This window comes from Agarivorans albus, from assembly GCF_019670105.1.
GTDB lineage: Bacteria > Pseudomonadota > Gammaproteobacteria > Enterobacterales > Celerinatantimonadaceae > Agarivorans > Agarivorans albus.
Window position 1 is genome coordinate 2,517,392 of sequence record NZ_AP023032.1, and the last position, 12,429, is coordinate 2,529,820.

The 12,429-nt window shown below is 43.0% G+C and carries 10 protein-coding genes and 1 riboswitch; of the genes, 5 read left to right on the forward strand and 5 right to left on the reverse strand.

The annotated features are described in order from the left end of the window. Positions 1 to 150: 150 nt before the first annotated feature. Positions 151 to 1,125 carry a GTP 3',8-cyclase MoaA gene (gene moaA, locus K5620_RS11595; RefSeq protein WP_016401819.1) on the reverse strand — a complete coding sequence of 325 codons (975 nt, stop codon included), beginning with the start codon at positions 1,123 to 1,125 and terminating at the stop codon, positions 151 to 153. Then, positions 1,115 to 1,253: riboswitch (molybdenum cofactor riboswitch) on the reverse strand. Its footprint overlaps the gene before it by 11 nt. Before the next feature lie 98 nt (positions 1,254 to 1,351). On the opposite strand from moaA, the gene K5620_RS11600 reads away from it, so the two are divergent. From K5620_RS11600 to K5620_RS11610, 3 genes are read left to right on the forward strand one after another with little or no spacing between them, the layout of a single operon-like run. Then, complete coding sequence (locus K5620_RS11600) at positions 1,352 to 3,040, forward strand: type IV pili methyl-accepting chemotaxis transducer N-terminal domain-containing protein (RefSeq protein WP_016401820.1); 1,689 nt, start codon at positions 1,352 to 1,354, stop codon at positions 3,038 to 3,040. 14 nt (positions 3,041 to 3,054) lie between these two features. After that, positions 3,055 to 3,690, forward strand: coding sequence for a two-component system response regulator NarL (gene narL / locus K5620_RS11605; protein ID WP_016401821.1), 636 nt, complete (start codon positions 3,055 to 3,057; stop codon positions 3,688 to 3,690). A 4-nt stretch (positions 3,691 to 3,694) separates the two neighbouring features. Continuing rightward, complete coding sequence (locus tag K5620_RS11610; RefSeq protein ID WP_040307174.1) at positions 3,695 to 3,925, forward strand: hypothetical protein; 231 nt, start codon at positions 3,695 to 3,697, stop codon at positions 3,923 to 3,925. Between the two features lie 26 nt (positions 3,926 to 3,951). Here the strand turns inward: K5620_RS11610 and K5620_RS11615 are convergent, their stop codons facing one another. Next, positions 3,952 to 6,090 carry a YgiQ family radical SAM protein gene (locus tag K5620_RS11615; RefSeq protein WP_016401822.1) on the reverse strand — a complete coding sequence of 713 codons (2,139 nt, stop codon included), beginning with the start codon at positions 6,088 to 6,090 and terminating at the stop codon, positions 3,952 to 3,954. A 165-nt stretch (positions 6,091 to 6,255) separates the two neighbouring features. Between K5620_RS11615 and K5620_RS11620 the strand changes: the two genes are divergently transcribed. Continuing rightward, positions 6,256 to 7,815: a phospholipase D family protein gene (locus K5620_RS11620; protein ID WP_215426400.1), complete on the forward strand. Its 1,560-nt coding sequence runs from the start codon at positions 6,256 to 6,258 to the stop codon at positions 7,813 to 7,815. 5 nt (positions 7,816 to 7,820) lie between these two features. On the opposite strand, the gene K5620_RS11625 is transcribed toward K5620_RS11620, so the two are convergent. Together K5620_RS11625 and K5620_RS11630 are read right to left on the reverse strand one after the other, a co-directional pair. Further along, a complete protein-coding gene (locus tag K5620_RS11625; RefSeq protein ID WP_016401824.1) occupies positions 7,821 to 8,303 on the reverse strand; it encodes an FKBP-type peptidyl-prolyl cis-trans isomerase in 483 nt (160 codons plus the stop codon). A gap of 344 nt (positions 8,304 to 8,647) precedes the next feature. Continuing rightward, positions 8,648 to 9,922 (reverse strand): L-lactate MFS transporter, encoded by a 1,275-nt coding sequence (locus K5620_RS11630; RefSeq protein WP_016401825.1) that lies wholly within the window; start codon positions 9,920 to 9,922, stop codon positions 8,648 to 8,650. A gap of 532 nt (positions 9,923 to 10,454) precedes the next feature. On the opposite strand from K5620_RS11630, the gene K5620_RS11635 reads away from it, so the two are divergent. Next, a complete protein-coding gene (locus K5620_RS11635) occupies positions 10,455 to 11,075 on the forward strand; it encodes a LysE family translocator (protein WP_040307175.1) in 621 nt (206 codons plus the stop codon). 3 nt (positions 11,076 to 11,078) lie between these two features. Here K5620_RS11635 and K5620_RS11640 read toward each other — a convergent pair whose 3' ends face one another. Beyond that, positions 11,079 to 12,269 carry a BamA/TamA family outer membrane protein gene (locus K5620_RS11640; protein WP_016401827.1) on the reverse strand — a complete coding sequence of 397 codons (1,191 nt, stop codon included), beginning with the start codon at positions 12,267 to 12,269 and terminating at the stop codon, positions 11,079 to 11,081. Positions 12,270 to 12,429 lie beyond the last annotated feature (160 nt).

Genomic DNA, 12,429 nt, shown 5'->3' on the forward strand with positions numbered 1-12,429 from the left:
GGCTTTAACATTACTGGTAAAACCACCCTAAATTTCTTGGGGTTAAGCGTAAATTTTATTAACAATCAAAAACATACCCCTTAAGGGGTGTTTGCTCAAATGATTGATTTAGATCAAGTATAGTGCGTGATTTCTATCACGCACTAAAACTTATCCGCCTATTGATGCGAGATGTGGAGTAGCGCCGGTATTACCGTCGTGGAGGAAATGACTAACTTTTTTGGTTTGTAATGCGTCTTCAATACGCTTGCTTAATACGTCTATTTGAGAAGGGTTTTGCAGCAAATCGCGCAGCTCTACCCCCTCTTCACCAAACAAGCATAAATGTAGTTTGCCTTGTGAAGAAACGCGTAGGCGATTACAGGTAGCACAAAAATCTTTGGAATACGGCATGATAAGGCCAATTTTGCCGGCGTAATCAGGGTGCTGAAAGACTTGAGCAGGCCCAGCGTTATGAGCTCGAATTTGCTGCTCCCAACCTTCGTTGAGTAGCAGTTGTTTAAATCCAGAGCCAGCAACATGATGTTTGTGGAAATAATCGGGCTGATCACCCATTTGCATTAACTCAATGAAACGGACTTCAACCGGGCGGTCTTTAATCCACTCCAAATACTTTCGAAAGTTTTGCTGGGCCATCTGCTTTATGAGCACAGCATTGAGTTTTACCGCAGTAAAGTCTTGCTCTAGTGCTGCATCAATTCCGGCCATCACTTTAGTGAAAGTTTTGGTACCAGTGATCAACTCAAACTGACGTGAATCTAAGCTATCAACACTTACATTTACATGAGTAAGCCCAGCATCACGCCAGCGCTTAGCGTTATTCGCCAGTTTAAAGCCGTTGGTAGTCATCGCAAGTTGCTGAATGCCGGCAGTATTTGCGCATACTTCCATAATCTCGACTAAATCTTTTCTTAGGCTTGGCTCTCCGCCGGTAAGACGAATTTTGTTTGTGCCTAATTTAGCGAAGCATTCAGCAAGCTGAGCTATCTCAGATAAATTGAGATTATTATGGGGCGTTTCGCAATGATAACCATCAGGTAAGCAATAGTTACATTTGAAGTTACATTCGTCGGTAAGCGACAAACGCAAATAGAAAAATTTTCGGGAAAATGAATCCGATAACATAAATCAACCTTTCCAAATGCGGGAGGCAAAGCCATTTCTGCACTCTACCCTGCTTAGTCGATGCTAAGGGTCTAAACGCCATATCATTGTGACTTAGGTCGATTTAGACTTCGGTGATACTTTAATGCTAAGCAATAAATCTTAATTTGTTAAGTGCTTTCTTAAACGGTTACACTGGCTTTGTGATATTTGTCGGTTAACTTTATTGAATTAAAAGGACTTATTTTTGAAACGTTTTTTTGGCAAACGCTCCATAGGCACAGCGGTAATCCGCTTGTTAAGTGTGATGATGTTCCTTTTTGCCTTAGTAGCAATTGGTTCGTTAACCACCTTGGTGAACAGCCTAAATGATGCAGAAGCGATAAATATAGCTGGCTCTTTGCGTATGCAAAGTTACCGAATGGCACATGCTTTAAATGTTTACGACAAAGAAGTAGAACGTAAAATTCAACAATTTGAAACCTCGTTAAACAGTGATGCTTTAACTAAAGCCGCCGAGCAAGATGATGCAATTAACCAGCGCTACCAAAAAGTTAAACAACGCTGGGTACAACTAAAACCCTTTGTGATAGAAAAGAACATTGATGAATTTGACCGCCAAATTGTGGGATTTGTCGACCTAATCGACGAATTTGTTGCAGAAACCCAATATAACTCCGAAGCCAAAGTATTCTCACTAACCCTGCTTCAATTAATTGCCTTTGCCATCATCACATTTATTGCCGTTTACACGCTTTGGTACATTCAAAAGAATATTTCCAAACCCATTTATCGATTAGTAGAAGCAGCCAAGCAAGTGCAACAAGGTGACTTTAAAATCTCTGTGCCAACCCGCTACGCCAGCATCGAAATGGAAACCTTGGCAAAAGGCATTATGTCTATGTCACAAGATTTGGATCACTCATACCAAACACTTGAAAATCAAGTTAAAGCCAAAACTAAAGAGCTTCGCCGCGCTAACCGCGATTTAAACTTCTTGTACAACCTAGAGCAAACGCTATTTAACAGTACTTTAAATGAGGAACACCTAGAGCAATCACTTAAGCTGCTCTGCGAAACCTTAGGTATTAAGGGTGCCAAGCTGTACATCGATAAATTGGACATTGAGGTTGAATTACACCAACAAAATGTTCAGTTTGAAGAGCCAATATCCTTGCAGCTCAATCAAGAACAATATGGCTCTCTGCAGCTGCCGTTAGTGCCCGAAGATAGAGCTGCCATTGTTACAAGTTACTGCCGCACTATCACTAAAGTGCTGCGTTTCGAACAGAGCTTATTACAAAAGCAAAAACTGTTGTTAATGGAAGAGCGCGCTACGATTGCTCGCGAGTTACACGATTCTTTAGCACAGTCTTTATCTTACTTAAAAATTCAAACTAGCCTGTTACAAAGGCAACTTAAGCAAAGCCCTTGCGATTGCCAACAAAGCTTTGAAATTAGCGAAGAAATACAATCAGTATTAAGCGCCGCCTACATCCAGTTACGAGAGTTGCTATCCACCTTCAGATTAACCATTAAAAACGCCCTATTGGTTGAATCACTTCAAGTGTTGGTAGACGAATTAAATACCCAGCACTCTCAAGTAATAGAGCTTGAGACCAATATATCCAACGATATGGTGGAAGCAGATAAGCAAATTCACATAATACAAATTGTTCGAGAAGCGATCATAAACGCTCTAAAACATGCTGACTGTGATAAAATTTGGGTTAAATGTATTGGTGACTCTGAGCTTATTTCTGTTGAAATAGCGGATAATGGCTTACAGGGTGGCAAACTAAAACAAGTTAATGACCATTACGGACTGCAGATTATGCAAGAACGAGCTCAGCGACTAGATGGAGATATTCGCTTTGAGCAATCGTTGTCCGGTGGTGTTTCGGTAAAACTAACCTTTCCTAGAAAGAGTAATTAAGGATCCTGCAAGCTATGAGCGACCCAATCAACATTCTTGTTGTAGATGACCACCCTTTAATGCGTAAAGGCATTGTGCAGTTTTTAAGCATTGAACCTGAGTTTAACGTAGTTGCTGAAGCTGGCAGTGGTGCTCAAGCTGTGGAGCTTTGTAGTGAGCTAGAACCCGATGTAGTGCTATTAGACTTAAACATGAAAGGATTATCAGGTTTAGATACATTAAAACTACTTCGTGAGAAACAAGTAAGCTCTACCATCATTATCCTCACCGTATCAGATTCGAAACAAGACGTTATTAAGCTTATTAACGCAGGTGCAGACGGTTACTTGCTTAAAGACATGGAACCAGAGCAGCTGCACGAGCAATTAAAACAGGCAGCCGCGGGCAAACAAGTATTAAGTGAAGAGCTTGTCCCCTTCCTTAGCTGCTTGCACGAAACCGACGAGTTTGCTGAAAAACTAGGAACAGTCACCAAGCGTGAATTACAAACGCTTAACGAAATAGCCAAAGGTGCCAGCAACCGCGAAGTAGCGTCTACTTTAAAAATTACCGAAGGTACGGTTAAAGTTCACGTGAAAAGTCTACTTCGTAAATTGAATGCTAAATCGCGAGTTGAATTAACCGTGATGTATCTTGAACATATAGCGTAAACGCATGAATAACACGCTACTGATGGGCGAAGCCAGTTGCCTTATTCTGGCAATGAGCTTCGCGATAAGAGCGATGTTTTTACATGCTAAACGCCATCAAGATTGGTTCAATCCTCTGCGGATCTTCTTCAAGCCCGTCAACAATCTAAATGCCGATGAGTACTCATTAATTAGATGGGCAGTTTACGCACTAGTAGCGTGTGTAAGCTTAGATGTTGTTAGACACATGATATAAAAAAGCGGCTTTACGCCGCTTTTTTATTAACGCTTTTGCTTAAATTGCTTGTTAGTGAATCGAGTGGCTGCAAAGTTACTGTTTTTCGCCCCTTTATAACCGCGGTTTCCTGCCCCACGACTTCCCCGCTTACTGTCTGCCGGCACCAAATGGTGTAAGCCACCACCAATTAACTTGGTAAGGCCCATATTGGTTAAGCCTTCGCGGATGATTGGCCAATTCTTCTCATCATGGTAACGAAGCAAGGCCTTATGTAAGCGGCGTTGACGCCCTTTCTTGGCTACCGATACTCGTTCACTGGTATGGCTAACCTTATGCAGCGGATTTCGCTCGGTGTGATACATAGTCGTTGCGTTGGCTAAAGGCGATGGATAGAAGTTCTGCACTTGGTCCAATCGAAACTTATTCTTCTTCAACCACAATGCCAGTGTCACCATGTCTTCATCTTTAGTGCCTGGATGCGCCGAGATAAAATAAGGGATCAAGTACTGCTTTTTACCGGCTTCTTTCGAGTATTTATCAAACAGCTCTTTAAACTTATGATAAGTGCCCATACCCGGCTTCATCATCTTAGATAATGGGCCTTCCTCAGTATGCTCTGGCGCAATTTTTAGGTAGCCGCCAACGTGGTGTAAGGCGAGCTCCTTAACGTAACGAGGGTCTTCAATGGCAAGGTCGTAACGCACACCAGAAGCAATTAGAATCTTTTTTATCCCTTCCACCTTTCGCGCCCTACGATACAGGTCAATGGTTGGCGTATGGTCAGTATCCATGTGGTGACAAATAGTCGGATAAACACAAGACAAGCGGCGACAAGTTTCTTCGGCTTTTGGGCTTTTACAATTTAGTCGATACATATTGGCCGTTGGGCCACCTAAATCAGAAATAACGCCTGTAAATCCAGGAACTTGATCTCTGATCTGCTCGATCTCGTTGATGATGGAATCTTCTGAGCGACTTTGAATAATTCGCCCTTCGTGCTCGGTAATTGAACAGAAAGTACAACCACCATAACAACCACGCATGATGTTAATTGAAAACTTAATCATGTCGTAGGCAGGGATCTTAGCTTTGCCGTAACTTGGGTGCGGCACACGCTGGTAAGGCAAACCAAACACACCATCCATATCTTCAGTGCTTAACGGCAACGCAGGTGGGTTAAGCCAAACAATTCTATCACCATGGCGCTGAGCTAATGCTCGGGCACAGCCTGGGTTAGTTTCTAAGTGGAAAATCCGGGAAGCATGGGCGTAAAGCACTTGGTTAACTTTAACTTGCTCAAACGCCGGCAAATTAATATATACGTTTTCCCAAGGGCGCTTCTTTTCCAATTGCACAACAATCGGTTTAGCTTGCTCGGCTTCTTTGGGGTCAACTGTCTCGGCCTCTTTAGTCGAACAGCTTTCCTCTATTTCGGCATACGGGCTAGGAATAGGGTCAATTTTTCCAGGCTTATCTAGATGGCTTGAATCTAAGCCACTCCAGCCGGGCAACGCTTCTTTACGAATAATCGCCGTTCCACGAACATCATTTAGTTCGCTAATTGCCTCACCTTGGCTAAGGCGGTGTGCGACTTCTACCAGAGGACGCTCAGCATTCCCGTAGATAAGCAGCTCTGCTTTTGCATCAAACAGTACCGAACGACGCACTTTATCGGACCAGTAATCATAGTGGGCAATACGGCGTAAGCTTGCTTCTATTCCGCCAAGTACCACTGGCACATCTTTGTAGGCTTCTTTACAGCGTTGTGAGTATACAATTACGGCGCGATCGGGGCGTTTACCCCCTTCATTATTTGGCGTATAAGCATCGTCATGACGTAGCTTTCTGTCTGCTGTGTAGCGGTTGATCATCGAATCCATGTTGCCAGCAGTTACCCCAAAAAATAAATTGGGCTTGCCTAGTTTCATAAAGGCATCTTTGCTGGTCCACTCCGGCTGAGCAATAATCCCAACTCTGAAGCCTTTGGCCTCTAACATACGGCCAATAACTGCCATGCCAAAGCTAGGGTGATCAACGTAAGCGTCACCGGTTACCAAAATAATGTCACAGCTATCCCAACCTAAGGTTTTCATTTCTTTACGTGACATAGGTAAGAATGGCGCAGCAGCACGCTGACGATTCACGCAAGTTTCAGGTTTAAATAGAGTTGGCGCAGTTTGCATAAAAATTGGTCTCGTAAAATCAAGCGCGACATTATATACGTTATTTTAGTTGCTAGGAAACGGATTAACAGCAAGTTAACAATTACACGCTCTAGCTCTGTCAACTCGCTAGCTAAATGACCACAAATAACCTAAAATTTCTTTTAGTATTTAGCGAGTTACTTATTGAAGAAGCATATGGAATTGCAGCGGCCTAGCGCTCACCTACTTTTAATACTTTTTGTAAGCCAACTGCTTTTTGCCTGTGCCCAGCGCCCATCTGACGAGCTAATTCAACAATATAAGCAGCCAAGCTACACCATTAAGCCCGGTGTCGAGTCCGAAAATCAATTCAAAGTAAATCAAATTACCCAATATCAACCAGGTAAAAATGGCATTGCGGTTCTGTCTGATGGCATAAGTGCCTTTGCCGCTAGAATTGCGTTAATTGAAGAAGCGCAACTAAGCATTGATGCGCAGTATTACATGATTAAAGAAGACATGACGGGAGCCATTTTTCTCGGTAACTTAATTGGGGCTGCTGACCGAGGGGTACGGGTTCGCCTGCTAATTGACGACATTAATACCTCCAATTACGACGATGTTCTCAAAGCCATGGCCTTGCATGACAATATCGAAGTAAGGGTCTTCAACCCATTTTACGACCGCACCTTTAGAGCAACAAACATGGTGGGCGACTTTGAGCGTTTAAATAGCCGCATGCACAATAAATCGCTAACTATTGATGGCCTAATTACTGTAGTAGGCGGACGCAATATCGGCGATGAATACTTTAGCGCTAAAGATGATCTAGAGTTCTCTGATATCGATGCCATTGCCTTAGGGCCGATAGTCGATGAAGTAAATCAAGCCTTTGATCTCTATTGGAATAACATTCGAAGCTACCCCATTGAATCCTTAAATACCAAGCAAATAGATATACAAGCTCAATATCGCCGTTTAGAACAACAGATTTTTAAAAACAGTGTTAAGTCCTTTGTAGTTGCTCATTTGCGTTACGCAAAATTAATCGAAGATAAAACCTTTCGCGATTATCTATATTGGTGTGACGGCAGGCTACTAGTTGATCATCCCAATAAAGATGGCGACTTTGCTAGTGACGTATCTACAAATTTAGCCCGTGTACTTGAGCAGTCAGAGCAAAGTATTTTACTTAGTTCTCCTTATTTTGTGCCCGGCGAAGAAGGTACCTCAGGTTTAATAGAACTTGCCCACAAAGGCATAGACGTAAGTGTGATTACCAATTCGCTTGCAGCAACCGATGTTGCAGCCGTTCACTCTGGTTACAAAAAGTATCGCAAACGCTTGGTAGAAGGGAATGTATTTCTTTATGAAGTAAAACCGGATGCAAAGCAAAAACAACGTTTAGCTTTTTTTGGTAAAGGTGCCTCTAGGGCAAGTTTGCATAGCAAAGTTTTTGTAATTGATGAAGAAAAGCTCTTTATTGGCTCTTTTAATTGGGATCCACGCTCTATCAATCTAAATACCGAAATGGGCTTGTTACTCACCTGCCCCAATTTGGCATACCTAGTGTTTAACGCAGTGCATGACGAACTGCCATTTAAAAGCTATTTGCTAGAGCTAGATGACAAGCAACAATTAGAGTGGGTAGAAACGTTTAGGGAGCAAGCTGAAACACGCTACGATAGTGAGCCTAAAGCCAGCGCATGGCGAAAGTTTCAAGCTTGGATAGTTGGTCTTCTACCAATAGAAGACCAACTCTAGCAGGCTTAGTGATGGTGACCACAGCCACCAGCAGCGTGAACATGGCCGTGAGCTAACTCTTCTTCAGTCGCTTTACGAACTTCGGTCACTTCAATTGAGAAAGCCAAATCGATTCCGGCTAATGGGTGGTTGCCATCAACAATTACTTCGTCTTCTTCCATGCCGATAATAATTACTGATTGCTCACCTTCGTCGGTAGTAGCGCGAAACTGCATGCCTACTTCTACTTCAACATCACCAAACATACTCTTTGGCACAGCTTGAACAAGGTTATCGTTACGCTCGCCATAAGCATCTTCGGCAGCAATGTCTGCATCAAACTTGTCGCCAACCTGCTTGCCAACTAGCGCTTGCTCTAAGCCAGGTACTAACTGACCATGGCCAACAATAATTGCCAAAGGCTCTTTGCCTTCGGAAGTATCAAGTTGTTCGCCATTAGCGGTTACAGTGTATTCAAAAACGGCAACGTCGTCTTTTGCAATGATCATTCAAGATTCCTTGGTTAAAAATAATGCAGAACTCTGCTAACAGGGCAATTCTAAAGCTTCAGAAACAAAATTACTATCTAGGATTCATTTATCAAAATAGTGCTAACTGGCAACTTGCGGCTCTTTGAAACCTTGTAAATGTGTTCAGTTTGATAAGAAACAAGCTATCGGAAATTCCCACTAAAGATATGAATTCATACCGCTTACCAAACACAGCCATGAAGTTATAGACTCAAGAGCACCCAATCTGAATAAGCTCTTTTGTCTAATGGCGACCACACTCTTTAGTGACTAAAAAAGGGGCTCACAAGCCCCCTTTTCATAACCGTTACTGCAATGTTGGCTTAGGCGTGAGCCGTTTGCGCTGCCACATCCATTTCAGCACGCGCGCGGGTCATGTAAGACTTCATCAGCAAAGACGCGATTAGGGCGATAACAAATACACCAGCAAAAATGTAAAGCGTCATCTCGTAGCTGCCAGTTGTTGTTTTAACGTAAGCTGCGATCTGTGGGCCAGCCAAACCAGCCAGCGCCCACGCGGTAAGCACATAGCCGTGAATCGCACTCAGCTCCTTAGTACCGAATAGATCTCCAATAAAGGCAGGCAGCGTTGCAAAGCCGCCTCCGTAGCAAGTTAGAATAGTGTATAGAACAACCTGGAACAAAATGATGCTGGTAATGTTTGGCAGCAAACAGAAGGCAACAATCTGAATTAAAAAGAAAATCATATAGGTATTTGGGCGACCAAGTACATCGGATAATGAAGCCCAAGCAATTCGACCAAGTCCATTAAACAGCGACATTAGACCAACCACACCAGCAGCTTCCGCCGGGCTTAATCCAATACTCTCTTGAGCCAAGGGTGAGGCCGCGTAAATAACCGCAATGCCACAGGAAATGTTAATAAACATCATCACCCACAAGCCATAAAAGGGACCAGTTTTAACCGCTTCGTTAGCTGTTAGTTGGGTTAAATCCTCTAAAACTTTCTTTTCACCTGACTCAACCGCAGCCTTCATTGCATCTGGCATCCAACCCTGTGGTGGCCGCTCTAAATAAGACGCAGAAGCAAACATGATAACTAGATATACAACTCCGGTGATCCACCAAGTGTAAGCAATACCATTGCCCTCAACGGTAAAGGTTTCAATAATAAAGTTAAACACCGGGCCTGCTACCATAGCGCCAAAGCCAAAGCCCATAATCGCTAAGCCAGTGGCAAGACCACGACGATCCGGGAACCACTTAACGAGGGTAGATACGGGAGTAATATATCCAATCCCTAAACCTATACCGCCTAACACACCATAGCCGAGCCAAATTAGATAAAGGTTTTGAATATAGGCGCCAAAACCCGCAATTAACAAGCCTCCACCGAAAAACGTAGCTGCGAGCATACCGGCTTTGCGCGGACCATTCTTTTCTACGAAGTGCCCCATAATCGCTGCGGATAAGCCGAGGAAGAAAATCGCAAAGCTGAAGGTCCAAGCAATTTCATTGTTGGTCGCTGACTCCAACAGCTGACCTAGGGGTTTCTTAAATACGCTGAACGCGTATACCGAGCCGATAGAGGCATGTAGCCCAACGGCCGATGCTGCGATAAGCCAACGGTTTTTCATTACCTACTCCTTGTAAGAACATTAAATCCATTTATTGTCCTTATACTGTAGAACGCTAGATCTGAAGCATTTTTGACCTAAATCAGTTCAATTTACAGTCAAGTGCTTATTCAAGTCAGCTTAGTGACACAGTTCAAAAAACAGTCTTTGGCAAATGATAATATTACCAACAAGATCAATCGAACCTCACAATAAGAATAAAAACCTTTGCCACACCAAAACCACGAAATAAACACGCACCACAGTTAGTGAATAATCATGCGCGTAAATGACGTGGTTTTCTCTCCTTAATCTTGGCTAACTATTTGTTCTTTTGTTAATTCTATCTAGTCTTCCACTGGGGAGAAAAAGCAGAGTTAGAGCTAATTTTATGGTCTCTAGACCAAAGCAAACCGCGTTTAACAGGCATTTATCAGCGCCGCCAAATTTTGCAGCCATACAACTAACCAAAAACAACGAATAGTTCTGGCAACTTTTATCTAAAAATAAAAAGAGTACACTGTAGCCTTTGAAAAATGCTGTTGGTTACTCCATGGATCTGTCTACCCTACTCATCTTTATCCCTACCTTCTTCTTCGTTTCTATTACACCTGGCATGTGTATGACGCTAGCGATGACTTTAGGCATGACCATTGGGCTGCGCCGTACCTTTTGGATGATGCTAGGTGAAATGATAGGAGTAGGCATAGTTGCGGTGCTTGCAGTACTTGGTGTTGCTGCAATTATGCTGCGTTACCCAGACGTGTTTACCTTGTTAAAATGGTTTGGCGGCAGCTATCTTGGTTACTTAGGGATCCAAATGTGGCGCTCTCGCGGAAAGATGGCCATACCCGAAAAAATTGAACAGCAAGCGCAAATTAGCCCTTGGCAATTAGCCACACAGGGGCTGGTAACAGCAATAGCCAATCCTAAAGGTTGGGCCTTTATGATTTCACTGTTACCGCCTTTCATCCAAGCGGACAAAGCCCTTCCCCTGCAACTGAGTGTATTGGTGGGCATAATTCTAATTTCTGAGTTTGTATGTATGACTCTTTATGCAACCGGTGGAAAAACCTTACGGTTATTCTTAAACAAAAGCGGCAATGTACGCTTGTTAAACCGCATCTCCGGAACACTCATGATTGGAGTGGGAATTTGGTTAGTATCCACCTAGTGTTTAAAAACCACTCCCTACTTGGAAATACACTGCGCTTTCCTCGCCGCTGTAGGCAAAATCCATCCCTAAGCGAAGACCATATCTTCGGGCGATTTGATAACGAAAGCCTGCGCCCACAGACTGTACACTTTCATCTGTTGCTAACTCACTTTCCTGCAGAGCTTGTCCTGCACCATAAAAAGCCGAGATAGTCCAACGGTGATCAATCGAGTAAGTAAGTTGTGATTGTATAGTATGAATCTCGTCACCTTGATACCGATAGGCGGATACCCCTCGCAAGCCTATATAAGGTCGAGCTGTGGGTGATAAAAACAATTCATCAGAGCTAAAGAGTTGATAATTGCCAGCAAAAGCTAGGTTCCATTTTCTACCTAATGGAAGATACACCTCTCCATCCACATTCAAATTTTGGTAGTCCCAATCGCTGCCCAATTTTTTATCATAAATCATGTAATCTGCGTTTAGTTTATACCCCCTAGTTGGGTAAAAAATATTGTCTCTGGTGTCGTATTCGGCAATAAAACCTAGACCAGAAGTGATCGACTCATCCCCCCACACCTTGCCTAACAAGCCATTTAGCAGCTTATCCGCGTTAGAGTTACCAGTATCAAACGTTACTTTGCTTACTCCTACAATTTGCTTAGCACCCAACATCAGAGGAGTATCAGCGATACGAAACTGAAGCTTTTGCAGGGCTAGAGCGCCCTCGGTTTTAGTACCAATCTGCATGCTTTTAGTAAAATCACCTAAAGACAGATCTTTATAAATATTCAGATTAGCTTTCCCCAAGCCCATTCCACCGGTATAGCGGATTGAATCCTTCATCCATGAATGTCGATGTCCAGCAAAAGCAAACCAAGTACCATTCTCGGTGCCTGCTGCTCCCACTAAAGTAATTGCCGAGGGTATCAACTGTGCACCACCATCTAGTGATGACATCGCTAGCTTCTTACGGGCTATTTTCTCTTCTTCAGTTTCATGAAGAAATAGCCCCATAGCACCGCCACCAGCGCCAACAGCAGGTTCAGTTATTAGAATAGGAATAGGCAAAAAGCCATAGGCATTCTCTGCAAGGTGATGGCCCAAATCAAACTTTCCATCAACTTCGTCAAAATATGAGGCAGTGCTATCGGTTGAATAAATGCTAATAGACAAAGCCGACAGCGCCATCGCCGCCCATGTAGTTTTCATTAATAACCTTTGTTTAATTACTTAGTTGTTTGTTTAACTCTAAAACTGACAAATTCAGCTTTGGAAGGAATTACGCTACTTTAAGCTTACTTTGGCGTAGTGCTAAATCTTGTTTGTAGGACTAAATCCGTCAAAGTTGTATCGATATAACTTATTGGAT